This window comes from Methylobacterium sp. WL7, from assembly GCF_008040085.1.
GTDB lineage: Bacteria > Pseudomonadota > Alphaproteobacteria > Rhizobiales > Beijerinckiaceae > Methylobacterium > Methylobacterium mesophilicum.
In genome coordinates, this window is record NZ_VRVG01000080.1 from 1 (window position 1) to 25,015 (window position 25,015).

The 25,015-nt window shown below is 68.5% G+C and carries 16 protein-coding genes, 2 pseudogenes and 1 riboswitch; of the genes and pseudogenes, 6 read left to right on the forward strand and 12 right to left on the reverse strand.

The features are described 5' to 3' along the window. Window positions 1–578: 578 nt before the first annotated feature. Both FV233_RS18910 and FV233_RS18915 read right to left on the reverse strand, forming a co-directional pair. A complete protein-coding gene (locus FV233_RS18910) occupies window positions 579–1,880 on the reverse strand; it encodes an alpha/beta hydrolase (protein WP_246690029.1) in 1,302 nt (433 codons plus the stop codon). Between the two features lie 338 nt (window positions 1,881–2,218). Next, a complete protein-coding gene (locus FV233_RS18915) occupies window positions 2,219–3,376 on the reverse strand; it encodes a Gfo/Idh/MocA family oxidoreductase (protein WP_147853703.1) in 1,158 nt (385 codons plus the stop codon). A 321-nt stretch (window positions 3,377–3,697) separates the two neighbouring features. Between FV233_RS18915 and FV233_RS18920 the strand changes: the two genes are divergently transcribed. Next, window positions 3,698–4,963 (forward strand): crosslink repair DNA glycosylase YcaQ family protein, encoded by a 1,266-nt coding sequence (locus FV233_RS18920; protein ID WP_147898411.1) that lies wholly within the window; start codon window positions 3,698–3,700, stop codon window positions 4,961–4,963. 316 nt (window positions 4,964–5,279) lie between these two features. Here the strand turns inward: FV233_RS18920 and FV233_RS18925 are convergent, their stop codons facing one another. The 5 genes from FV233_RS18925 to FV233_RS18950 all read right to left on the reverse strand — a co-directional run bounded on the left by FV233_RS18925 (window position 5,280) and on the right by FV233_RS18950 (window position 10,840). Beyond that, window positions 5,280–6,038 (reverse strand): helix-turn-helix transcriptional regulator, encoded by a 759-nt coding sequence (locus FV233_RS18925; protein ID WP_147853421.1) that lies wholly within the window; start codon window positions 6,036–6,038, stop codon window positions 5,280–5,282. A 92-nt stretch (window positions 6,039–6,130) separates the two neighbouring features. Further along, window positions 6,131–6,691 (reverse strand): class GN sortase, encoded by a 561-nt coding sequence (locus tag FV233_RS18930; RefSeq protein WP_147898412.1) that lies wholly within the window; start codon window positions 6,689–6,691, stop codon window positions 6,131–6,133. Window positions 6,692–6,717: 26 nt separating this feature from the next. Beyond that, window positions 6,718–8,907: a marine proteobacterial sortase target protein gene (locus FV233_RS18935; protein WP_147898413.1), complete on the reverse strand. Its 2,190-nt coding sequence runs from the start codon at window positions 8,905–8,907 to the stop codon at window positions 6,718–6,720. A gap of 446 nt (window positions 8,908–9,353) precedes the next feature. Next, the gene (locus FV233_RS18945) at window positions 9,354–10,091 is read right to left on the reverse strand and encodes a hypothetical protein (protein ID WP_147898415.1); all 738 of its coding nucleotides are present in this window, start codon (window positions 10,089–10,091) and stop codon (window positions 9,354–9,356) included. 209 nt (window positions 10,092–10,300) lie between these two features. Next, the gene (locus FV233_RS18950; RefSeq protein WP_147898416.1) at window positions 10,301–10,840 is read right to left on the reverse strand and encodes an HAD domain-containing protein; all 540 of its coding nucleotides are present in this window, start codon (window positions 10,838–10,840) and stop codon (window positions 10,301–10,303) included. 217 nt (window positions 10,841–11,057) lie between these two features. Here FV233_RS18950 and FV233_RS18955 point away from each other — a divergent pair. Then, window positions 11,058–11,801 (forward strand): annotated as a pseudogene (locus FV233_RS18955) (IS5 family transposase); the annotation flags it as partial. Between the two features lie 78 nt (window positions 11,802–11,879). On the opposite strand, the gene FV233_RS18960 reads toward FV233_RS18955, so the two are convergent. Next, entirely contained in the window at window positions 11,880–12,404 is a 525-nt protein-coding gene (locus FV233_RS18960) for a hypothetical protein (RefSeq protein WP_147898417.1), read from the reverse strand. A gap of 537 nt (window positions 12,405–12,941) precedes the next feature. On the opposite strand from FV233_RS18960, the gene FV233_RS18965 reads away from it, so the two are divergent. Then, a complete protein-coding gene (locus FV233_RS18965) occupies window positions 12,942–14,378 on the forward strand; it encodes a carotenoid oxygenase family protein (protein ID WP_147854514.1) in 1,437 nt (478 codons plus the stop codon). Window positions 14,379–14,695: 317 nt separating this feature from the next. Here the strand turns inward: FV233_RS18965 and FV233_RS18970 are convergent, their stop codons facing one another. From FV233_RS18970 to FV233_RS18980, 4 genes and pseudogenes are all read right to left on the reverse strand, one after another. Next, on the reverse strand, window positions 14,696–15,850 hold the full coding sequence (locus FV233_RS18970; RefSeq protein ID WP_238262813.1) for a heparan-alpha-glucosaminide N-acetyltransferase domain-containing protein: 1,155 nt from the start codon (window positions 15,848–15,850) through the stop codon (window positions 14,696–14,698). A gap of 26 nt (window positions 15,851–15,876) precedes the next feature. Continuing rightward, a complete protein-coding gene (locus FV233_RS18975) occupies window positions 15,877–17,985 on the reverse strand; it encodes a TonB-dependent siderophore receptor (protein WP_246690030.1) in 2,109 nt (702 codons plus the stop codon). Between the two features lie 109 nt (window positions 17,986–18,094). Then, window positions 18,095–18,305: riboswitch (cobalamin riboswitch) on the reverse strand. A 127-nt stretch (window positions 18,306–18,432) separates the two neighbouring features. Continuing rightward, window positions 18,433–18,718, reverse strand: a pseudogene (locus tag FV233_RS31235) (transposase); the annotation flags it as partial. Between the two features lie 135 nt (window positions 18,719–18,853). Further along, window positions 18,854–19,414 carry a L,D-transpeptidase gene (locus FV233_RS18980; protein ID WP_147854512.1) on the reverse strand — a complete coding sequence of 187 codons (561 nt, stop codon included), beginning with the start codon at window positions 19,412–19,414 and terminating at the stop codon, window positions 18,854–18,856. A 207-nt stretch (window positions 19,415–19,621) separates the two neighbouring features. Here FV233_RS18980 and FV233_RS18985 point away from each other — a divergent pair, with 207 nt between their 5' ends. From FV233_RS18985 to FV233_RS18995, 3 genes are all read left to right on the forward strand, one after another. After that, window positions 19,622–20,086, forward strand: coding sequence for a hypothetical protein (locus tag FV233_RS18985; protein WP_147898419.1), 465 nt, complete (start codon window positions 19,622–19,624; stop codon window positions 20,084–20,086). Between the two features lie 238 nt (window positions 20,087–20,324). Next, window positions 20,325–21,650: an efflux RND transporter periplasmic adaptor subunit gene (locus tag FV233_RS18990; RefSeq protein WP_187278164.1), complete on the forward strand. Its 1,326-nt coding sequence runs from the start codon at window positions 20,325–20,327 to the stop codon at window positions 21,648–21,650. Window positions 21,651–21,668: 18 nt separating this feature from the next. Continuing rightward, entirely contained in the window at window positions 21,669–24,833 is a 3,165-nt protein-coding gene (locus FV233_RS18995) for a multidrug efflux RND transporter permease subunit (RefSeq protein ID WP_147898420.1), read from the forward strand. Window positions 24,834–25,015 lie beyond the last annotated feature (182 nt).

Genomic DNA, 25,015 nt, shown 5'->3' on the forward strand with positions numbered 1-25,015 from the left:
TCGCCTGGGCATCGCCGTCGCGCATACGGCGATTTCCGGATGTCCACAACGGTCGGTCGCCGCCGGCGTTCGGAAGCTCTGCTTGCCTGCGATCTGATCGGGTTAGAAAGGGCTAGATTGGCCGAAAGCCACCGGCCAGCTTCAGGGAAGTATTGCTGGAAAAGCATACGGCCTTCTATCGACCCGCTACAGCCTAAAAAAAGGATGTTCCCACTGCCTCGAAGCGGACATTGCCTTCTATTTCGCGTTGAAACATGTAGATCAGTTTTCAAGGCGCTCCCAGTCGGCATCCGAAATTTAGTAGCTGAGACCGCTTCTCCCTAGAAAGACGCATCAGGTTCCGTTTCAATGCCGATCGGCAACTGACAGATATACACGGGCGAAGAAAGAATTAAATTTTAAAAGATCTTACGTGCTAGTAAAAGGTTGGACTTCAGCTTTAAGGCCACCCACATAAAACGTACCTAAGCATCTTGCGAGTGTCTCGAAGCGTCTCATCCGACTACCATACGCCATGTTGGACCGGAATTGATCTGCGGTCACCCAGGAGGGTCACTCATTAGGACGGGAACCGTCGGCTACCGCTCGCCGCCGACGACCGCCCGCACCGGCGCGCCGGCGAGATCGACCGTCGATCCCAGGGCGTTGCGGAAGCCGGAGCCGACATTCGACAGGTGCTCGCCGTAGGTCTCGCGGGTTTGGGGGTCGACCAGGGCGACGGGGGCGGCCACCGCGAGGGCGGCACCGGTGGCGACCGTGGACGCGGCGCCGGCAGCCGTGCTTACCAGCCTGTCGCCGATGCCGATCTGTCCGTCCGAGATCGGTTGCCCGTCCGCAAGACGCTTCCCCAGGAGGGCGACCACGTCGCCGCTGGCAAACTTGCCGTGGTTGAGGGCGTCGCTCGATTTGACTGAGGTCAGGTTCAGGACGGCGACGTTCTCGCGCTCGAGCTCTGACTTGTAGGGTTCGGCGTTCGGATCGATGGCGCCGAGGCGGACGCTGTCGCCCCAGACCAGCCTGGAGACGGCGAGCGCCTGGTCGTCGCCGGACACCATCAGGGTCAGCCGCGGGCGGTCCTTGCCCATGTCGTGGAAGGCGGCGCGGGCGAGGTCCATGTCGACGTCCGGGGCGGCCAGGATGACGTTCCGGATCTTCGGGGCGATCCGCCGATCGCGGATGGCCATCTGGCGCAGGCTCTCCAGGGTCAGCCAGTTGCCCATGGAGTGCGCCAGGATCGTCACCTCGCCGACGTTCGGGTCCCTGGTCAGGTCGCGCAGCAGCGTCTCCAGGCCGTTGCGCGAGAAGTTCGTACTCTCCCGGTCGTAGCCGTAGGCGAGGACGGAGCCCCGGGACGGCCACGTGAACAGCACGGGCGCGACCTCGGCGCCGGAATCGTGCACGATCTGAGCGAACCGGAAGACGGCGTCCTCGAACTTATTGTTGAAGCCGTGGACGAACACGAGGACGTGGCGCTTGGCCGATCGGCGGACGGTCCGGCCGATCCAGGTCGGGACCTTTGCGCGCTCGATCGGATCGGCGCGCAGCGCGACGAAGTCGGTGGCGGGGTTGCCGGGGATCGATTTCGGCCACTGGACCGAGCCCGGCTGGCGGGCGGCGTCGGGCGGGATCGAGACCACGAGGTCGGTGTAGGTCACGGCGTCGCCGCGCTCGCCGGAGAACAGGATGCCCTTGTCGGTCGCCGACTTGCGGGTCGTAGCGACGAGCATGTCGACCCGGGACGTGCCCGGCACCTGCTCGGCGCCGACGACCGGCAGGAGAACGCCGGCGGGACGGCCCGCGCAGCCCGCCAGGAGGGCGAGCGCCGTCATGCCGACAATGCCGCCGACCGTCCCACGCCCGAACCCAGACAATCCGAACACCCGCATGCACCTCTGACCCGCCTGCAGCCTGGCCGTCCGAGTGGTTCGCGGATCGTGAAGGCACGAACAAGGTGCGGTACGATTGCGGCGCCCGGCAGTCCGGCGCCGCAGATGCGGGGCGGCTGTGTCGAAGGGGACACGCAGCGTTTGGGGCCCGCGCGATGCGGTCGGGTCGGGCCTCCGGAGCAAGGATCACGAGAACGGTCGTCAACCTCGAACTCCCGGGCCGACCCCGCCGCCGAGCCTTCCGGTCGAAGGTAGGCCGAACCCCGCCATGAAAGCGCGGTCGGCGAGTCAAAGCCCGGGAGCGTCGGCGACGATGAGGGCCGCGGCCGACGTCAGTTGGCGGGGACCTTCTCCTTGTCCTTGCCCGGGTTCGACGTGTTGACAAGCTCGGGCGACTTCTGCGCGCGGAGCGTCTCCCGCTGGGCGGCCGTGTCGATCCGCTTCGAGCGCGTGAATGGCTCCAGCGTCACCGCGGCCTTGGTCTGCAGCGCCTGGACGATCCCCTCCAGCACGCGCACGTCCGCGTAGCCCTCCTCGCCGTCCGGCTCCGGCTCCTTGTCGTTCAGGATGCAGTCGGAGAAGTACTTGAGCTCGCCGCCGAAGTGGTCGGTGTTCTTGAAGCTCTCGTGGGACTTCGTCTCGCCGATGGTGACGACGTGCTCGATCGGCTTGCCGTACATGTAGCCGGGGTTCACCTCGACGCTGCCCTTGGTTCCGACCACCGCGTAGGTGTCGAGCGTGTTGCCCCAGTAGGAGAGCACGAACTGGGCGAGACGATCGCCCGGGAAGCGCAGGGTCACGGCGACCGTGTCGTCGAAGTCGCCCAGACCCGCCTCCGGATGGCGCACGCCGACCGCCGAGACCACCTCGATCGGCTCGTCGCCGAACACGTACCGGGCCGCGTTCACCGGATAGGGACCCATGTCGAAGATCGGGCCGGCTTCGACGCCGTTCTTGGCCCGGTGGTTCTCCGGCGAGACCATCTGCGTGAAGGTCGAGGAGAACGTGAGGAGCTCGCCGAGCTTGCCCGACCGGATCAGGTCGATGGTCGCCAGGGTGCCGGGCTCGAAATGAAGGCGATAGGCCACCATCAGCTTGGCGGAGGAGGTCTTGGCCGCGTCGAGGATCTCCCGGCACTTCGCGGTCGAGATCTCGAGAGGCTTCTCCACCAGCACGTGGATGCCGGCCTTCAGGGCGGGGACGGCGAACTCGGTATGGCGCCAGTTCGGGGTCGCGAGATAGATCGCATCGATCGTGCCGGACGCGAGGAGCTCGTCGAACCGCTCGTAGGAATAGGTGTCGGAGACCCCGTACTTCTCGCCGACCAGACGGGCCTTCTCGGAATCGCCCGTGACGAAGGCCACCACCTCCGAGTTGCCGGTGTGTTCGACGCCCGGCAGCATCGCCTCCTGGGTGATGTCGCCTAGGGCGACGAAGGCGTAGCGGATCTTCTTGCCCGAGGTCAGGCCGAGTGCGGATGCGATGCTCATGAGGCTCTCCGTTCGATGCGGGTCGGGATTGGGCTTCAGGTGGGCGATGGAGGAACAGGGGCCGTCGACGGCCGCTGACTCTCCATCGCCGAAACGGGCGGCGTCGTTCCCGGCCTGTGGCAGGCGGGCCTCGGGCGTGAGGTCGTCCTGCGGAAAGGAACGAAACGTCATGCGCCGGGTCGGCGCATCACGCTTCAACTGTGCGGTGCAGCAATTGTTCAGGAGCCGAACGAAGCAAAGTGGGTCGACCCCGTCGCGAGCGGGAGGAGCCAACCGTATGATCTCGATCGACGCCATCGCACCCGCCTCGGAGACCCGGCCCTGAAGACGGAACTGAACGCGCTCGAAGCTCGGCGCATCGCACTCGCCGCCCAGGGCTTCGACGCGATTTCCCGAGGCAGCGCCGTTGGTGCAGCGCGGATCCGGGCGGCGATCGGCCGGCTCGGCCTGCTGCAGATCGACAGCGTGAACGTCCTGGCGCGCGCCCACTACCTGCCGCTGTTTTCGCGCCTGGGGCCGTACGATCGCGACCTGCTCGACACGGTCTCCGTCGCCCGGCCGAGGCGTTTCTTCGAGTACTGGGGGCACGAGGCATCCCTTCTGCCCGTAGACCTCCAGCCCCTGCTGCGCTGGCGCATGGCCCGCGCACGCCACGGCCAGGGCGTCTGGCAGCGGCTCGAGCCCTTCGCGGGTGAGAAGCGAGCCGAGGCCGACGCTCTCCTCGCTCGGATCGAGAGGGAGGGGCCGCTGGCCGCCTCGGACGTCGCCGGCGGCAGGGCCGCGAAGGGCATGTGGCAGTGGAGCGACGCCAAGCACGCGCTCGAATGGCTGTTCTGGTCGGGACAGGTGGCCTCGACGCATCGGCGGAGCAGCTTCGAGCGCGTCTACGACCTTCCGGAGCGGGTGCTGCCCCGTGCCGTTCTCGAAATTCCGACGCCGACCGGCGTCGATGCCCGAAGGGCGCTCCTCGCGCGTTCCGCGAAGGCGCTCGGTATCGCGACGGCGCACGATCTGCGCGACTACTACCGGATCCCGCCGGCGGACGCGGTCCCGGCCATCGAGCAGCTGATCGAGGATGGTACGCTCGTCCCCGTGCATGTCCGCGGCTGGCAGCATCAGGCCTATCTGCACCGCGATGCGAAGCCCGGGCGCAGGCTCGGCGCTTCCGCGCTACTCTCGCCCTTCGATCCACTCGTCTGGCACCGCCCGCGGACGGAGAGGCTGTTCGGCTTCCGGTACCGCCTCGAGATCTACACCCCCGCCCACAAGCGCGAGCACGGCTACTACGTGCTACCCTTCCTGATGGACGGTGCGCTCGTCGCCCGCGTGGACCTGAAGGCGGACCGGAAGGTCGGTGCCCTGGTCGTCCAGCGTGCCCACGTCGAGCCGGGTGCGCCGGCCGATACCGCGGAGCGGCTGCTAGGGGAGCTTCGGCTGACGGCTTCGTGGCTCGGCCTGCCCAGCCTCGTCGTCTCGCCGGTCGCCGCTCACCCCGGCCTGGAGGATGTCCGGGACATCGAAGCCCATTCATCAGCTGCCGGATCGCCGTTTTCCACGATCCGATCAGACCTCATCGCTTCGGCATGATCATTTCGAAGATCATCTCCGAAGGGTGCGCGGCCCAATCAAGACCTCTTTGAGGTCTGTGGTAGTTCCAGAACGTGCTCGTATATTAATCACCGGGCGTAGCAGCCGTTGCGCGGAATGTCCGCTATGGAGAAGCGGCCAAAGCTCTCTGAATGACCCACATGGGCGCAAAGCGGCCGACCGGATTTAGCCGCCAGCTGTCCGTCCGACTCTTGAAGTGACAACGGCGAAAATAGGCATCGACGATTCGACGGCAGCAGACTTCTAATCCGGCGTTGGCCCGATGATTGTGGGGACCAGGCTGGTGTCGTTCCTGCTAGGAAGCGCTCACGAAGAACGAGGCGTAGCCGTCCGCGTGGACGCGATCGAGATGCGCTCGATAACCAGCGTAAGTGGGCTCTTGCGGAGCAATGCGGCCGTAACGCAGGTCAGTCGCATGGCGCTCCGGCAGCAGGGCGAGCGGTGCCGAAGCGGGCGTGAGTTGCGTACCGCGGCCCGCGTGCAGCGTGGTGAGAATCCCGAACATCTCGCCTCGAATATTGGGACGGCACAACACTGCAAGACGATGCTGCCCGTGCCAGTTGGTCACTAAGTATATCATGCCGGATTGGCTGGGGACAGCAACACTGCCGGACTGTGCGAACGGCGCATCGATCCGCTCGGCCTCACGGAACACCAAGCACGCGCTGTCAGCATCCCAGGCGATCTGGGTACGATAGGCGAAAATCATCCCCGCCGTTTCGAATGAGGGGCGTAGGGTGAGGTAACAGCCCTCCAACCAAGCCACACCCTGCCGCGCATAGGCCCCAAGCTCGTCGGGGGCGTGACGGGGCAGTTCCGGAGCGGGTGCCTGCCCCGTCGGCTGACGTAGGGATTGGCCCAACGCCTCCTCCAGCCGGATTGTGGTTGCCAGGGTGAACGGCCGGCGGCCAGCGAGCGCTTTCTCAAGGGTCGAGAGACTGATCCTGGCCTCCTCCGCCAGTGTCTGCCGGGAGATGCGTCGGCGGGCCAGCGCCTCGCGCACGATCTGGGCAATGGCGCGGCTCTGCGCCTCAGACAGTTCAACGTCGCTCACGGACAAGGCTCGCGCAGGCTTGATCCGCACAGATCCGCACGAAACCGCACATTTGCGCAAGCGCGGCCAAGCTGGCCATCCACGTCAACCTATCAGGAACGCCCCGCCTCCGACGCCAAATCGGTCTCGACGATCAGACGCAGCGGGCCGGCCTGCAGCGCCTCCAGGGGCCAGCAGGTGACGAGATCGAGATGCCGGCCGGGGGCCTGCGGATCGATACCCGAGGCATCCCAGCGCGCCACCCGCGTGCCGGTGACGCGGAAGCTTAGGGTTCGGCCGTCGCGGCCCGTCACCGTGACTGTATCGCCGGGGCCGAGTTGCCCCAGCCCCGCGAACTGCGTGTCGCGGTGCGCGGCGAAGACCGCAGTGCCGGGTTCGCCGGCCTCCGGGGTGCCGTCCAGATGGCCGGGGCCGAAGGCCAGAGACTGGCCGCTTCCGCCCCGCAGCACCACGAAACTGCGGCCCGCGACCGTGAGGCGGGCGACCGGCTCGGTGTCGGCCCAGGGCCAGGGCCGGGCGGGCCGACCCTCGGCCAGGGTGCGGGCGAAGGCGCGCTCCAGCAGCACCTGCGCCAGGGTGGCCTTGGCGGGGATCCAGGCGGCCTCCGCCGCCAGCCCGAGGCCCGCGAGGGTGAGGAGGGCCGCGAGGGCCATCCCCAGTCCGGTTGCCGGGCCTCGACTCACCGCGCGTCCCCGATCGGCCGGCCGCTGCGCCGCAGGCCGACGCTCAGCAGGAGACCCAGCAGGGCGAGGAGCAGGCCGAGGCCCAGCTGCGCCAGGATTCCGGCCCCAGTCTGCGGCAGGTCGACGGCCGCGCCGTCGGCCCGGATCGGCACGATCCGGGCGGCCCCGTCGTCGGCGGGTGTGACTCCGGGACTGTCTGTGCCGAACACCTTGGCGAAGTCCCAGCCCGCCGGCAGGTTCAGCGGCAGGTCGGCGGCGACGATGGGCGTGCCCGGCGCCCGGCGCGGGGTGGCGTCGATGGCCACGAGGCTGGTCAGCCGCGTCGTCAGGCCATGCTCCAAGGCGAGGGCCAGGATAGCGGCGTCGGCCGAGTCCGCGCCGAGGCGGCCTGTGATGCGCGCCGTCTCGGTCTCTCCGATCCGGGACCGCGCCCAGACCTTGGAGATGCCGGCGCCTGCGCCCGCCTCGGCGAGGGGAAGCGTCCGAGTCCAGGTCCGGCTGCCCACCCGGCCCGAGACGGTTACGGTCCCGGCGACGGTCCCATGGGCCGCCCCCGGCAGCCGCGCGGCGAAGACCAGCGGCTCGCCGCGGTAAAGGTCGGGCAGCGCGCCCGGCGTGACCTCCACGCCGGGGACGGAAAAGGTCGCGGTCAGGTCGGTGACGGCGGGGGATTCCAGCTTCTCGTAGAGCGCGCGGGTCCGTTCGCCGACCTGCGCGAGGTCGCGGATCTCCGTGAAGCTGCCGCGCCCGATCGCGGCGGCGTGGCGCATCAGGTGGCCGTTCGGCGCCGAGCCGATACCGACCATGAACAGGCGCGAGTGGCCGAGATTGGCGTGGATCGCCGCGAAGATCCGCTCCTCGTCGCCGACGGCGCCGTCGGTGAGGAACACGACTTGGCGCACGCGCCCGTCCTCCGGGTGGGGATCGGCCAGGGCCACCTTGAGCGGCGCCAGCATCTCGGTGCCGCCGCGGGCCTCAAGGGCGGTCACGAAGGCCTCGGCCTCCGCCAGGGCCGCCGGCGTCCCCGGGACGGGCTCGGGATGCAGCGCGTCCCAGGTGTCGTCGAAGCGGATGACGTTGAAGCGGTCCTGCGGCGTTAGGCGGGCGAGGCCGGCGAGGAGACCGGCCTTAGCCTGCCGCATCGAGGCGCCCGCCATCGAGCCGGAATTGTCGATGACGAACGTGACGTCGCGCGCCGGCCGGGCGGCCGCCGCGGCCTCGATCGCCGGCGGGTTTACGGCGGCCAGCAGGTAGGTCCGGCCGGCGACGGTCTCGCGGAACAGGCCGAGGCCGGGCACCACGCTCGGGACCGGCGCCCAGGTCAGCTCGAGGTCACGGTCGGCCGGCACGACGCCGTCGGCGAGCGTGACGGTCCGCGCCTCCGGGCCGGTCTCGGTCACGCGGATCGCGTGGGTCGCGCTGCGCACGGCGCCGATGGCGAAGCCCGCCTGGAGCCGCACCGTGACGGCGACGGGGTTGGTGGGCCGGGAGACCGACGGGTCGAGCACCGGTGGGCTGATCCGGAGGCGATCCGGAACCGGGTCGCGGGCCGCCTGGGCCACGCCGTCGAGGGAGACCGCTTCCACCGAGGCGGGGGTGGGGTTGTAGCGGGGCGCGACCACCAGGGGCAGTCGCAGCATCCGCGTCTCGCCGGAGACGGGGATCGTCTGCTGATAGGTGATCTGGACCAGCACAGTCTCGCCGGGGCCGATGTTGGCGACCGCGTTGGTGAAGATGTTGGGCCGTTCCTGCGCGGTCATGGCCGCCGACTGCCCGGCTGCCTTCGCGGCCTCGTAGGCGCGCTTAGCCGCCGCCCGCTCGCGGATGTCGGCGACGATCACGCGGGAGCCGACGACGAGCTTCATTCCGTCGACGGCCGCGTCCTCCGGCAGGGGGTACAGGTAGGTGCCCTCGACCCAGTCCGCTGTGACGTTGCGGAAGGCCTGGGTGACGGTGGCACGGGCGGTTGGGCCGCTGACATCGACGCTGATGTCGGTCGCGAGCTGGATGGCCTCGACCGGCGCGGTGCCGGTCAGCCCTCGTAGCATGAGGCCGCCCCGCGTCGGGCCCGGCGCAGCATAGGCCGAGGCGAGCATCACGAGGAGCGCCGGCAGCGCGAGGAAGAGCGGCGACAGCGCGGCAATGTGCGTGGGCTTGACCGTGGATCGTGGAGCGAAGAACGGCATCGGGGAAACCTCCTTCGCCGGCGGATCGCGGCCGGCTCACCGCTGAAGCTCCCGCGCCCGCCCCTCCGCCACCATGAGAAACCTCGCCCTTTTCCGGTCCGGAACCGCACCCGCCCGCCGCGCTCGGGCGGATCTGTGCGGGGCCGGTGCGGCTCTGTCCGCACCGCGCCGGAAACCCGCGCTGTGTTCTCAGAGATCGCACGCTTCTTCGACAAGCATCTGGCACCAAAGCGTCTTGCGAGCTGCCGATGGCAGCGTCCGCTTACTGGATCGTGCAACAGCCCGCTCTATGACCGGTATGGGCGCAAAGCGGCCCGTCCGATTTTCGGCAATCCGCGGCTTGAAGCGGAAATGCACGCCTGACCGAAAGTCCGGTAAGCGTTCGAAAGCCCGACTGTCCGTTGGCGGTCTCATGGGCCCACTGGCCCCAAGACGTTCTGCCGCGATCAGGCGAGGACGGGTGCTTTGCTGGGTGCGGTGCCCGCCAGCCGGCGCAGCATATCTGCGGAGCGGCTCAGCACACGGGAGAGCGGCGAGCGCCATAAGCCGTATCCGTCGTCGCACAGCGGATCGTTTACAACAGGGCTGCCATTGCTTCCGACAAGAACATTGCCGATATTTGGGTCTAGCCCCTGCGGAGACACGGCCCGCAGGTTGGCGACAAACGCCTCATATTCGGGCCACGAGGCCCGGAACGCCTCGCGGATGCCGTCGAAGCTCGAATGATCGACGCGAGGTTCGTGCGCTGGCCATTCGGCTCTGAACCGGTCGCGCACGCCCTCATCCATAGTGATGCCCGGATGATCTGCGATGACGGCGTGGGCGTAAGCCAACCACCAGACGTCGCGTGCAGGATTGGTCAGTCGTGTTCCCACGGTCATCAGCGCGCCGCAGCGGCTGACATGCATGTCATGGATCCGCGGCGCATGCGGTCCATCCGATCCTGCGAAACCTTCGCGGAGCAGGGTCACATAATCGCCGAAACCGTCGGCCTTGCGGGCAAAGCGTACGACGACGTCAGGGTGGTCCGGATGGGCGTGGACAGTGCCGTGGTATCCGAAACCAATTTCGGACCAGCCCATGGCGAGGAGCGTGGCATAAGCCCCCGTGGCCGACCGTTCCTTGATGCCGAGGGCAACGAGCGAGGGGCTGAACGTCTTCTTCTGGGGCCTAAAACCAAACATCGCAGCCACTCCCCCCGCCAGTCGAATATCCGATGCGACACGCGCTCAGCAGCCGCACAAGTGCGGTGTCGAGGATGGACCGGACGGGTAGGTCCGGCGAAGGTCGAAGTGACCCTGTCGATGTCGGGGGCAGCGTGACGCGGATGTCACTCCACTGTCATGGAATGACCCGGGCCTCCGGAAACTGCAATCCATACAGGAGCATAAATTTACGTGCGTGGGGTGTGAATTTTCTCCAATCCACGGGTCCTGCGGAGGTCTTCCATCTCGGCCAGCAGGCTCCGAGCTAGAACCCCATCGGCTTCGCTCAAGCCGAACTCCGCCACAGGTCGGACGTGCCGAGCCGCATGAACGGGACCAACCTCGACGTCGTCGAGGACGAGGTAATCTGTGATGCGGTTACGGGTTGCGTGCTCGTTGATCTCGTTGCCGCGCCCAGCCTGTTCGGCGGGGAGCATGGCGCCGGTCTTGGCATCTCGGCTTGTTGGCAGAATGGCGGTCCGCCAGTCGGAGTGAAAGCAGGTCTCGGGAAGCCCGGCTTCGATCAGGGCCGGACGGCAATCCTCGACGCGCCAAGTTGATGACACGACCACCCTAGCGTCGAACTCTCTTACGAGACTGGCGACGAGTGCGACCTGGGCCGGGTTGAGCCTATCCTTGCCGACACGCCGTTGATAGCCGACGGTCGTCACAACGCCGTCCACGTCGAGGTAGACCGTCGGTGGTTCCTCCTGGCTACCGGAGTTCAAGGGATCAACCTCGTCTCGTGCAATAATCCTGCATCCGCCGGGGATGCCTACAAGGCGACGCTGCCACCGTCCAGCACGCCGATGAAGAACACCATAGGTATAGGCGGCGTCGTTATGCTTCGAAGCCCGGTACGACGGCGTAGTCTGGCCGGAAGCGGCACGTCCGCTTCGGAGACAGTTCGGGGCAAAAGCAGACGATCCTCTTACGACGCGCCGGCGTCCAAAGGGCGGGCGGCGACCGATCGAGAACCGTGCGGCGCTGACCGGCATCCTGGTCGTGCTGCGCTCAAGGCTACCGTGGGCGATGCTGCCGGCCAAGTTGGGTTGCGGCCCGGGCGTGACCTGCTGGCGACGCCTGCGCGATTGGCAAGCGGCCGGCGCGTGGCGCCGCTTGCATCCGACGCTCTTGGAGCACCTGCACGACGCCGGACAGATGATGGGAGCCGAGCAAGCCTGGACGGTGCCTCCGTCCCGGCGAAAAAGGGGGCTCTGCCACCGGCCCGAACCCGCCAGATCGAGGCAAGCCGGGCACGAAGCGCCACCGCGTCAGCGACGCGCGGCACGCCGCTCGGCTTCCGTCTGATCGGCGACAACAGCCACGACGCGCCGCAGATGGCCCCCACGCTCGACGCCCTCCCAGCGCTGCGGAGTGGCCGCCGGGACCGGCGTCGCCGACGCCTCGACACGCTGCACGCCGACAAGGCCTACGATGCCAGGTCCCGACGGAGGGAGTGCCGCACATGCGGGATCAGGCCGCGCATCGCCCGGAACGATGTCGAGAGTAGCCAGAGGCTCGACCGCCACCGCTGGGTGGTGGATCCTTCGACAAGCTCAGGATGAGGGCACCCACGCCTGGTTCAACCGCTTCCGCCGGTTGCCCATTCGCTACGAGCGGCGCGCGGACACCTACCAGGCCTTCACCAGCCTCGCCGCAAGCCTCATCACCGTTAACCAGATCCGAGCGTTGGTAGGCGTTTTAAGGCGGGATTGGCCCCCATGGATCAGGTGGCCTCACCGGCTGTGGCCCCGTCCGCCGCTCCTACCGGTTCGGCAATCCCCGCTGCTGACGCTCGCGACGGATGCTGTCGGCCTGGGCCATGATCTGCTTTCGAAGGCCTTCGAGACCGTCTCGCGTCTTTTCGTGCTCCGGGCCGGCCAGCGACGGATCGGGATAGAGCCGGTCCCATTCCAGGACCATCGAGATCGTACGCGCCGGCGTCGTGACGTCGCCGAAGGCATATTCGTTGACCGGCCGCCCGATCGTCTCGATCAGCGCGGCGAAAAGGGCCGGGTGCCCCGTCCGATCAAGATCGCGATGCGCCGCCAGGTAGCTGCGATAGCGCAGCTGTCCAGCATAGAACCAGAACGTCGCCTCGTCTCCGCGGCCCGCCCCGAGAAGGGGCGGCGCCTTCGCCATCACGTCGCTCGGAGGAAGCCGTGCAGCGGCTTCGGCGCCATCGGGCAGGTTGATCCCCTGTGCCGTCGCCGGGAGGGCCGTCAAGGAGGCCCACAGCGCAGCGATCGACAACGCGCCGCCACGGAGCCAGGATCTGCGATCCACCATGCTGCACCTCCTTCCTTCTGCCGGCAGTCCGGCTTCACGACTGGGCTTCGGCGGGCCCCTTGGCTCCGGCTTGGGGCAGACGGTTCTGTCAGGCCGTCGTGAGTGCGCCCGCTCTGCCTCGCGCGCAGGCCGAGCCGCCGCGTTCGGAGGGCAGTCGAGGACGTCACAAACTTGCTCGGGCCCGTGATAGCGCTAGCCGGGGCGGACGGGATTATCGCGGTGATCGGGTTCGAAACGGGGGACAATCGCGACGCGATCGGCTCGCCGCAGGGTCTCACGCTGGCCTGCGCCTCGGCTGAAGATCAGTGCGACGTGGCATCCTGCCAAGCGGCGTTGCCGCAGGCCGCTATCAGAGGCCGACCCAGCCGTCGACGTGGTGCAACAGTTTGTTCGGTTGGCCGACCGCGGGGATACATCGTCGGCCAGAGTGTCGCGTCGTCCCTTATGGACAGACCTGTCATTCTCGTTCGGTAACGGGGGGCGCCCCCGTCACGAAGGACCTCGTGCTTCATCCGCACCGCCCCGAGGCAGCGACCGATGCCGAACTTTATCGAGTCCAGCCTGCGCACCGCCGCTGAGGGGCTCGTAGCATTGGTGGCAGCCTGCAGCCGACTACGCCTGCCGGGGACGCCGCACCCCTTTGTCGTCGGTGTCCACGCGCCAATGCGTGAGGAGCTGACGCTTTGGAACTTACCGGTCACCGGGACGATCCCGGCAGGGCTCGACGGCCGCTACCTCAAGATGGGCGCCAACCCCGCCGGCCCGACGACGCGCGGTCACGATTGGTTCCTCGGCGACGGCATGGTGCATGGTCTACGTATCGAGAGCGGTAAAGCGCTGTGGTACCGCAACCGCTGGATCGGCTCGCGCGCGGCGTCCGCGGCGCTTGGCCGACCCGCCGCCCCCGGGCCGCGCCGGGGTGATGATACCGTCAACACCAACGTCGTCGAGATCGGCGGCCGCGCCTTCGCCGTGGTCGAGGCCGGCAGCTACCCTGTGGCGCTGTCAGAGGACCTGGAAACCCAACGCTACGATCCGTTCGACGGAACGCTCGCCGGCTCCTTCACGGGACACCCGCACCGCGACCCGGCGACCGGTGAGACACATGCCATCGCCTACGACGGCCGCGTCTGGGACCGCGTGCGCCACGTCGTCATCTCGCCCGCCGGTCGCGTCGTGCGAGACGTGTCGATCCCGGTCGAGCACGGCCCCTGCATCCACGATTGCGCGATCACCGCGCGCTTCGCGGTCGTGCTGGACCTGCCCGTCACCTTCTCGATGCGGGCTGTGCTGGCCGGCCACCGCTTCCCGTTCCGTTGGAACCCCACCCACAACGCCCGCGTCGGCCTGCTCCCCCGGCACGGCACCGCTGCCGACATCACGTGGTGCACGGTGGAGCCATGCTTCGTCTTCCACGTCGCCAACGGCTACGACACCACGGACGGGCAGGTGGTCCTCGACGTCATTGCGTACGAGACGGTGTTCGCCTCGGCCGGTGGCGGCTTCGACGCACCCGGACGGCTGGAGCGCTGGACCGCCGACCCCACGACGGGGCGGGTCGATCGGCAGATGATCGACCCCGCGGCGCAGGAGTTCCCCCGGATCGACGAGCGCCTATTCGGGCGGCCCCACCGATACGTCTACACGGGCTCAGTCCCCGCCGACGGCAACACGCAGCTCGTCGGCGCGACACGGCTCTACAAACACGATTTGGCGACCGGGGAGCGGCGCACGCACGAGTTCGGCGCCGCCCGTGTCCCGGGTGAGTTCGTATTCGTGCCGGCGGGGCCAGAGGCTGGCGAGGACGAGGGGTGGCTCGTCGGGCTCGTCATCGACACGGCGAGCGACACGACGGACTTCACCGTCCTCGACGCGCACGCGTTCGAGGCGCCGCCCGTCGCTACAGTCCACCTCGGGCATCGGATCCCACCAGGCTTCCACGGGAACTGGTTTCCAAAGCATTGCGCCGGGTGACTGTTGCCGGGCTCTTGGGGCGCCGGGGCGCGTTCACGTGCAAGAGCGTGCGATAGCCCACCTCGCCGCCCTCTGATGCAGCGGGCGTGGATCGGCTCATTTGCGTCGGGCTGGAGGATCTCGTCGAGCAGGGTGGCGCGCTCGTCGCTGAGTTTCCGGCAAGCGATCCGCCCCGGCCGGGACGGCGAGCCGGCATCGGTTGATGCCGAAATCTGCCGCCCGCGCGGATCAATGAGATCAACCGCAGGGTCGCCGTAGCCATAGCTTGAAGGCTCAGACGAAGACCGGGACACCCGGCTTCACTCACGCTCAAAGAACTAGAGATACTTGAGCCATGCGATATCGTGTCGAGCCGCCTTGACGCGCGAGAACCATGCTGTCGGCCAATAGAGTGGCGCGATCAGTCCGACATACCAGAGGACCACCCAGCCATAATTCGCGACGCCGAACACGGCGCCCTGCGTCGGCCCCCAGATGGCGACGGCGCCATGGTACAGGAGCCGCAGAATCGTGAGGTGGAGCAGGTAGAAGAACAACGGCGCTCCGCCGAACACCGCCAAAGCCGCGACGACCGAAGCTTCGCGCATCCGTTCCAGCGCGACGAGGAGCAGCGCTCCGATCCCGAGCGTCAGCAGCAGGAACAGCAGCGATGGCGGATACTTCGTGAGCGCGAGGAAGCTCATCGTGGTCCGGAGCGCATCGCCTTCGACCGCGAACCAGGGCTTGTCGCCGTAGCCATTCACCAGCCGCAGCACCGCGAACGCGACGAGCATCAAGCAGCAAAGAGCCATGAACCGGCGCTCGCGAGTGCGTTCCGCGACGCTCGGCAGGAACCACGGGCCGATCGCATAGCCGAGCACGATCACGCCGATCCATGGGATCACCGGATAGGTCGTCTTGGCGACCAGACCCAACGGCAACGCGATGACGTCGCGTTGGTGCAGCATCGCCCAGACCGGGAAGAGCGGTTGATCCGGCTGGAGGTGGAGAGGGTCGAGGAGGTTATGGCTGCAGACGATCAACAGCCCGACCGCGAACAGAGCCGGGCGTGGCAGACCGATCAGGGCCGCCAGGACGATCATGCAGACGCCGATGCACCAGATGACCTGCAGCCAGAGCGTCGGACTGGCCACGCCCCAGTACAGTTCCGACAGGTAGAGGACCTCCAGCGCCATCAGCACGAGGCCACGCTTCAGCAGGTAGGCCCGCGTCTCGGCCAGCGTGTGCCGGGTACCGAACAGGAATGCGGCAACGCCGGTCAGCGCGATGAAGATGGGCGCGCACAGGCTGACGACGAGGCGAGCCAGGGCCACGGCCGGCAGGGCGGTTCGGGCGTCGATGGGGTCGGCCACGGGCACGTGCAGGAACCAGGTCTCGCGCAGGTGGTCGAGGAGCATCAGCACCATCACCAGCCCGCGCAGGGCATCGATGGAGCCGATGCGGCCTGACGCGGCCGGTGCGCACGCCGACACCTTGGACGTTCCGGGATGCATCCTCATCAGAACCGTGCCGTCATGCTCACGGTGACCCGCCGAGGCTCGCCGACGCCGACCCAGAAGGTGTTGTAGGAGCGCTCGTAGGAGGTCGCGTCGAATATGTTGTCGACGTTGAGCCCGAAGCGCAGGTTCTCGTAGCGGTAGTAGGCCAGCGCGTCCGTCAGGATGTAACCCGGCAAGCGGAAGCTCTCGACGCCGGTGTCGCCGAGCCGCGAGCCGACCGCCCGGAACCCACCGCCGATCCCAAAACCCTTCCAGTCGCCCGCCTGGATCTCGTAGATGCCGAGCAGCGAGCCGCTGTGGCGCGGGATGTTGAGCAGCGGCGAGCCGACCCGCAGCACCTCGTCGCGGGTGACCGCCGCGTCGATGAAGGCATAGCCGCCGATCACCCGGAACTCCGGCGTGACCTGCCCGACCAGGCTGACGTCGAAGCCCTGGCTGCGCACCGCCCCGGCGGCGATCTGGAAGAAGAAGTCCGCCGGGTCGGTGGTGAGCACGTTCTCCTTCTCGATGTGGAAGGCGGCGGCCGTCACGCTGAGGCCGTCGAACAGGTCGAGCTTGGCCCCGACCTCGTAGGCGAACCCGGTCTCGGGCGCGAAGGGCCGGGACGCGCTGTCGAAGCCGGTGTTCGGGCGGAACGAGGCGGCGACGTTGCCGTAGAGGGCCAGGAACGACAGCGGCTGGTAGACGAGGCCGGCGCGGGGCGAGAACCCGGTGCGGTCCTGCTCGGTCCGTTCGTCCGCGACCTTGTCCCGGAAGGTCTGGTTGTAGAAGTCGGTGCGGTTGCCCAGCAGCAGCTTCCATTCCGGGCTGAGCGCGATCTGGTCCTGGAGGTAGACCGCCGTGTTGCCGACGTTCTCGCTGGCGCTGTAGCGGCGCGTGAACGGAGGCTTGGCCTGCCCGTAGACGGGGTTGAACAGGTCGATGGCGAAGGGGTCGAGGCGCGGGGTCGAGCGCAGCAGGTTCTCGGTGCTGTTGTAGCGCTCGTGCTCCAGGCCGAGCAGCAGGGTGTGGGCGATGGGCCCGGTCTCGAAGCGCCCGACGAGTTCGGCCTGGCCGATGGCGACGCCCCAGGTGAAGTCGTGCCGGCGGAACTCGCGCAAGAGCGTACGCCCGTCGTCGAGGATGCCGGTCGCGCCGGTCTGCAGGCCGGTCAGGCTGCCGGTGTTGAGGTGGGTGGCGACGCGGAGCTGCCAGTCGGTGTTGAAGGCGTGCTCCAGCCGCACCTGCAGGAGCGCGCTCTCGGACACGGAATCGTCGCCCGGCTCGCCGAAGAAGCGCGAGCGCGGGACGAGGCCGAGGCGATTGTTCACCGCGACGGTGCCCCGGTCGAAGGTCTGGCGGTTGCGCAGGTACTGCGCCTCGAACGTGATCTTGGTGTCGGGCGTGACCTGCCAGCTCACCACGGGCGCCAGGAGCACCCGGTCGCCGCCGACGAAGTCGCGAAAGCTGTCCTGGCGGGCGAGGACGCCGTTGAAGCGGTAGAGCACGCTGCCGTCCTCGCTCAGTGCGCCGCCGGCATCGACCGTGGTGCGGGCGGTGCCGAAGCTGCCGAACAGCGTGCCCATCTCGACGAAGGGTCGGGCTACGGGCTGCTTGGTCAGGATGTTGACGGTCCCGCCCGGATCGCTGCGGCCGTAGAGGGCGCCGGCCGGGCCCTTCAGGACCTCGATGGACTGGACGTTCTGGGTGTCGGGGGCGCCGTTGTAGCCGCGGGCGATGTTGAAGCCATTGAAGAAGATGTCCTGGGTCGCGAATCCCCGAACGGAGTAGAGGGCGAGGTTCTGGGCGCCGAAGTCGTTCTGCTTTCCGACCCCGGGCACGTAATCGAGCGCGCGCTCGACGCGGGTCGCGGCTGTGTCAATCAGGACTTCCCGGGGGATCACGTCGACCTGCTGCGGCAGGTCGAGGCGGGGCGTGATCGTCTTGGTGCCGCTGTAGAGCTCCGGCACCCGGTAGGTCGGCGTGGCGGTAAGGGTACCCTCGACCGAGAGCGCGTCGAGAACCACGGCGGCCTCTTCGGACCGTGCGGCCTGCGCGGTGGCAAGGGAGGGAAACGCACAGGCGAGCGCCAGCACGGGCAGGATCGGGATCGACGCGGAACGGGACAAAGCGGACGGCCTCGGGCAACGGCAGTGGCACGTCACCGCGAACGAGGCCGAAGCCATACGCACGCGCATGCTTCCGCACCCGCCGGGGCACCCCGCCCAGCGCGTTTCGCGTGTGACCACGACTGACGGCAGGTCTCCTGGCTCGCGGGTCGTCGCCGCCTCACCGTCTTCCCGGGCGAGGCCGCCCAGTGACGTGGTGGTGAGAAAGCTCGCCGCTTACAGTTGCGGGGGCAGCCGCGGCATCGGACTGACCCTCATGGGTTGGTCCTCACCGCGTTCCCTTTTGATCCCCGAGGGGAACCGTCACGATTACCATCAGCCGCATTGCCGCATCGCGTCAACTCGAAAAGCAGGTTCTATGTACCGGTGTATCCAAGATGCGACAGCGCGGTTCCTTGGGCGGTCCTTAGAGTCTGTCCGAGATCATTGTGTTGTTTGGCAGAGCTTTCATGTCATCAGGCGGATTGAGGCGAGCAAGAGGAAGGCGCGGGCTGTGCGTGAGCGGCATTCCCGGTCCTTGGCCAAGCGCCGACACCGGTTGAGCCAAGCAAACGTTCCCTCATCCTGAGCCTGTCGAAGGATCGACGATCCAGCGCTTGGGCGGCACGACGAAGCCCTTGGCCTAATCGGAGCGCTTGACGATCGTCAGCCTGAGCCGACGGCATGCCCGGCGCAGTCCGGCCTTAAACGCCGGCCCCTGATAGCCGCCGTCCGCGTACAGCCGCAGCAGGAACCGGCAGCAGGCCACCCACGCATTCGGGGCCGGAACTCGATGATCGGGCTGGCCTGTACGCGCGCCGACAAACTTCGCGCGCCCAGGCCGACACACAACCCTCGCCTGCCGACAGACTTCCCGCGCTCTCGCAGGTCAGTCCCGCACCACCACCTTGGTGCCGACCCGGACCCGGTCGTAGAGATCGACCACGTCCTTGTTGGTCATGCGGATGCAGCCCGAGGATACCGCGGCGCCCATCGTCTCGGGCTCGTTCGAGCCGTGGATCCGGTAGAGCGAAGAGCCGAGATAGAGGGCGCGGGCGCCCAGCGGGTTGTCCTGGCCGCCGGCCATGAAGCGCGGCAGGTCCGGGCGGCGGGCCAGCATCTGCTGCGGCGGGCGCCAGGCCGGCCATTCCTTCTTCATCGTCACCGTCTTGGTGCCGGACCAGGAAAAGCCCTGCCGGCCGACGCCGACGCCGTAGCGGATCGCCTCGCTGTTCCCGAGGATGTAGTAGAGCCGGCGCTGGCGGGTGGAGATCACGATGGTGCCGGGCTTCTCGGTGCTGTTCCAGCCGATCGTCTCGCGCGGGATCGCCTGGCTGCGGAAGACGTTCAGGAAATCCGCGAGCGGCCCGCTATCGATCGGGCCGGCGGAGGCGGGCGCGCTCCCCAGCAGGGCGCCTGCGAGCGCGAGCATCGCGATCCGTCTCGACATGGTCTGTCATCCTTTCACTTTGCCGGTCACTTGGCCGATCGCTTGGCCGGTTCTTGCCGACGGCGTCGGTCGTCGCGGCCGTGCCGCGATCCCTCGGGCGAACCGGCCCGGACTTCGCGGCGAGGTTGAGGCCGGCCGGGGGGCGCGGGCGAGTCGAGGCCTGCCTGTGTGCTCCGGGCAACACCGCGAGCCGGCGCGACGCCGTGGGTGATTGCGCCGGGGGACGGCCATGCTTATCTCGGGATCGTGATCCGATCCGTCGCCCTTCTGGCCCGCCGCGTCGCGGGCCCGCCGGACCGCCTCGTCCGGAGCCTCGCCGTGCTGGCGATGCTCGTCGTCGCGGTGGCTGCGCTGATGGCCGCGCCCCGGCCGGCCCGGGCCGCCCCCGTGGCGGGCCCGGCCTGCTGGGTGACGAGCCAGACCGTGGCCGTCCTGTCGGATGCGCGCAGGGTCGAGACCCGTAAGGCGTCCGAGGCCCGCCGGGCGCTGTTCGACGGCATCGACTTGTGTCCGGCCGATCTCGAGGTCGTCGGCGAACTCGGGCTTCCGCGCCGTCCCGTGGAAGCACCGCGGCCGCGTCACGCCTCCGCCGCATCCTATGGTTATGCCCCGGCCGTCGCGCCGGCTTCCGGACCGGACGAAGCCCTGCACCGGCCGCCCCGGGCGGCCTGACCCGCGCCGCCGGCTGTCCGCCGGCCGCGCGCCCGATCGGCGCCGTGTCGGCGCGAGGACCCTCGTGCCGGATCCCGGATCCGGCGCAACGGTCCAAACCCTCGATCGTGCAGCATCGTCCGTCCGGAAGCCGGAACACCCCGTTCGGGGAGATGCGCGATCCGCCTCGACGAGGCGCGGCCCTTCAGCGCCGCGCCGGCCTCTGCAGACGCATGTTTTTCCAGGAGCGTCGGAACCCGTGACCCGCACTTCGTCCGCCCGATTCCCGTCCCCCGTCCGGCGCAGCCCGCCGCGCGCGACCGTCCTGGGGGCGGCCGCCCTGCTGGCGCTCGGCCTTTCGGCCTGCAACCCGAAGCAGGCGGCCGCGCCGACGCCGCCGGTGCCTGAGGTCGGCTTCGTCACGGTGACCCCGCAGGCGATCCCCTACCTGCGCGACCTGCCCGGGCGGGTGGCGCCGATGCGCATCGCCGAGGTCCGGTCGCGGGTCTCCGGCCTCGTGGTCAAGCGCCTGTTCGAGCAGGGCAGCCAGGTCAAGGAAGGCGACATCCTCTACAAGATCGACCCGGCCCCCTTCGAGGTCGAGCTGGCGAGCGCGGAGGCCGTGCTGGCCCGCCACGAGGCCGCCCTGGTGCTGGCCCGCCAGCAGGCCGACCGGCTCGAGACCCTGCTGACCCGGGCCACCGCCAGCCAGGCGCAGTACGACGCCGCCTTCGCGGGCAAGAAGCAGGCGGAGGCCGAGGTCGCCGGCGCCAAAGCGGCCCGGGACCGGGCGCAGCTCAACCTCGGCTGGACCGACGTGCGCGCGCCGATCACCGGCCGGATCGGCCGGGCGCTGCTCACCGAGGGCACCCTGATCGAGCCGGGCTCGACGGGGGCGCTCGCCACGATCCAGCAGCTCGACCCGATCTACGTCGACATCACCCAGTCGGTGGGCGAACTGAACCGCCTGCGCCGGGATCTCGCCAGCGGCGAGCTCGCCCGGCTGGAGGACAACACCGCCAACGTCCACCTGATCATGGACGACAACTCCCTCTACCCGCTGGCCGGCCGCCTGCTGTTCTCGGACGTCACCGCCGATCCGAGCACCGGCCAGGTGACCCTGCGGGTGCAGTTCCCCAACCCGCACGACGAGCTGTTCCCGGGCATGTACGTCCGCGCCCGGATCAAGCAGGGCATCGATTCCGACGCCATCGCGGTGCCCCAGCAGGCGATCCAGCGCACCGAGGACGGCCGCGCCGAGGTCTGGCTGGTCCGGGCCGACGACACGGTGATGCGCCAGCCGGTCGAGGTCGGGCCGGTGGTCGGGCAGAACTGGCTGATCCGGGACGGGCTCAAGGCCGGCGAGCGGGTCATCATCGACGGCGTCCAGAAGATCACCGCGGGCGTGAAGGTGAAGCCCGTGGACCAGACCCCGCTCCACGGCGAGGAGAGCCCGAAGCACGACGCCGACGAGGCCCCCGACGCGCCCGGCGACCAGAAGCCAAGTGACCAGAAGCTTGGCGCCCCGAATCCCGGCGACAAGGCGCAGGCCACGCCGCGCGCCGCCGCGGTCAACCGCCACTGAGCCCCGGGGACCACGCGCATGGCACGCTTCTTCATCGACCGCCCGGTCTTCGCCTGGGTGGTGGCCCTGTTCATCTGCCTGGGCGGCGCCCTGGCGATCCCGAACCTGCCGATCGCGCAGTACCCGGTGATCGCCCCGCCGCAGATCGCCCTGTCCACGGCCTATCCCGGAGCCTCGGTGGACAGCCTCTACGTCGGCACGACCCGGCTCATCGAGGATGAGCTGAACGGCGCGGCCAACATCATGAACTTCGAGTCGACCACCGACTCGTTCGGCTCGGTCAACATCACCGCGACCTTCCTGCCCGGCACCGAGCCGGCGCTGGCCTCCGTGGAGGTGCAGAACCGGTTGAAGCGCGTGGAGGCCCGCCTGCCCGCGGAAGTCCGCCAGCAGGGCATCCTGGTGGAGGAGGCCTCGGCCGCGACCCTCAACATCATCACCCTGATCTCCAAGGACGGGTCGATGGACGAGGTGGGGCTGGGCGACTTCCTGATCCGCAACGTCATCAACGAGATCCGGCGCATCCCCGGGGTCGGGCGCGCGACGCTCTACTCCACCGAGCGCTCGCTCCGGGTCTGGGTCGATCCGGACAAGCTGCGGGGCCTGTCGCTCAGCGCCGAGGACGTGACCGAGGCGATCCGCAACCAGAACATCCAGGTCGCCTCCGGCTCGGTCGGCGCCCAGCCGAGCCCGACCAAGCAGGCGGTCACGGTGCCGATCATCGTGAAGGGCCAGCTCGGCACCATCGAGGATTTCGGCGCGATCGTGCTGCGGGCCAACTCGGACGGCTCGAACGTGCGCCTGCGCGACGTCGCCCGGATCGAACTCGGCGGCGACGCCTACCAGTTCTCGACCCGGCTCAACGGCGGCCCGGCCGCCGGCATCTCGGTGACGCTGGCCCCGGACGGCAACGCGCTGGAGACGGCCCGCGCGATCCGGGCCAAGATGGTGGAGCTGTCGCAGTTCTTCCCGCCCGACCTGAAGTGGGACATCCCGTACGACATCACCCCGGCGGTCGAGGCCTCCATCGAGAAGGTGCTGCACACCCTGGTCGAGGCGGTGGTGCTGGTGTTCCTGGTGATGTTCCTGTTCCTGCAGAACATCCGCTACACCCTGATCCCCACCATCGTGGTGCCGATCGCCCTGATGGGCACGGTCACGGTGATGTGGATCTCCGGCTTCTCGGTGAACGTGCTCACCATGTTCGGCATGGTGCTGGCCATCGGCATCCTGGTCGACGACGCCATCGTGGTGGTGGAGAACGTCGAGCGGATCATGAACGAGGAGGGCCTGCCCCCCAAGGAGGCCACCAAGAAGGCCATGGAGCAGATCACCGGGGCGATCATCGGCATCACCCTGGTGCTGATGGCCGTGTTCATCCCGATGGCGTTCTTCCCCGGCTCGGTGGGCATCATCTACCGGCAGTTCTCGATCGCCATGGTCACCTCCATCGCGTTCTCGGCGCTGCTCGCCCTGTCGCTGACGCCGGCCTTGTGCGCGACCTTCCTGAAGCCGGTGGTCAAGGGCCACGGCCACGCCAAGGGCGGCGTGTTCGGGATGTTCAACCGCTTCGTCGATCGCGAGACCGCCCGCTACGGCCGCGGCGTCGCGGGCCTCATCCGCAAGTCCGGCCGGGTGATGCTGGTCTACCTCGCCCTGGTGGCGGGCACGGCCTACGCCTTCATCAACCTGCCGGAGGGCTTCCTGCCGGTGGAGGACCAGGGCTTCTTCACGGTGGACATCCAGACGCCGCCCGGCGCCTCCTACAACCGCACCCAGGAGGCCAACCGCCGGGTCGAGGAGCACCTGCTGGCGCAACCCGGCGTCGCCACCGTGACCATGCTCAACGGCTTCTCGTTCTCGGGGCAGGCGCCCAGCACCAGCCAGGCCTTCGTGACCCTGAAGCCCTGGAGCGAGCGCGACGCCAAGAACTCGGCCGCCGCCCTGGTGGCCGGGACCAACGCGGCCCTGGCGAACTACCGCGACGCCACCGTGGACGCCCAGGAGCCGCCCCCGGTGGACAACCTCGGCAACGCCGCCGGCTTCTCGTTCCGCCTCCAGGACCGGGCGAACCGCGGCTACGCCGCGCTGCTCTCGGCCCAGGACCAGCTGCTCAAGCTCGCGCAAGGCAGCCCGATCCTCCAGAAGGTGAAGATCGAGGGCCTGCCGCCGACCCCGCAGGCGGAGCTGATCGTCGACCGCGAGAAGGCGGCGGCGCTCGGCGTCAAGTTCGAGGATATCAACGCCACGATCCAGCTCAACCTCGGCTCGGTCTACACCAACGACTTCCCCAACCGGGGCAAGATGCAGCGCGTCTACGTCCAGGCCGAGCAACTCCAGCGCATGAACGCCTCGGACATCCTCAACTACGCGGTGAAGAACGCCGGCGGCACGATGGTGCCGATGTCGTCCTTCGCGGAGCTGAAATGGGGCATGGGGCCGAGCCAGATCGTCGGCTTCAACGGCTACCAGTCGGTGCGCATCACGGGCGAGCCGAACCCCGGCTACACCTCGGGCGACGCGATCAACGAGATGGAGCGGCTGATGCTGCAGCTGCCCAAGGGGTTTGGCTATGCCTGGACCGGGCAGTCGTTCCAGGAGAAGCAGGCCGGCAGCCAGGCCAGCCTGCTGCTGGCGCTCTCGGTGCTGATCGTGTTCCTGTGCCTGGCCGCGCTCTACGAGAGCTGGGCGATCCCGGTCTCGGTGCTGCTGGTGATCCCGCTCGGCGTGATCGGCGCGGTGGCGGCGGTCTACCTGCGCGGCATGCCCAACGACGTGTACTTCAAGATCGGCCTGATCACGATCATCGGCCTGTCGGCCAAGAACGCGATCCTGATCGTGGAGTTCGCCAAGGACCTCTGGAAGCCCGGGACCTCGGTGATCCAGTCCGCCATCGAGGCCTCGACGCTCCGGTTCCGGCCGATCGTGATGACCTCGCTCGCCTTCATCTTCGGCGTGGTGCCGCTGGCCATCGCCACCGGCGCCGCCTCGAAGAGCCAGCAGGCGATCGGCACCGGCGTGATGGGCGGCATGATCACCGCCACCGTGCTGGCGGTGTTCTTCGTGCCGGTGTTCTTCGTGGTGGTGATGCGCCTGTTCCGGCGCAAGGCCGTGGCCGACGGCGAGCGGGGCGCGGGCGAGGCGGCGGCGCATCGGCCGCACCACGCGGCGGCGGCCGAGTAGGGGCGGGATCGGGCGCCTGAACCGCGACGCGTTTTCCCTCCCCCCTCTGCGGGGGAGGGTGGCCCCCGAAGGGGGTCGGGCCGGGACGAAGTCCCGCAAGAGGGGAGCGACGGTGCAGAACCGGACTTTGCCCGTCATGCCGGTCGCGCCCTTTGCTGAACCCGGGCTCCCCTCTCCCGACC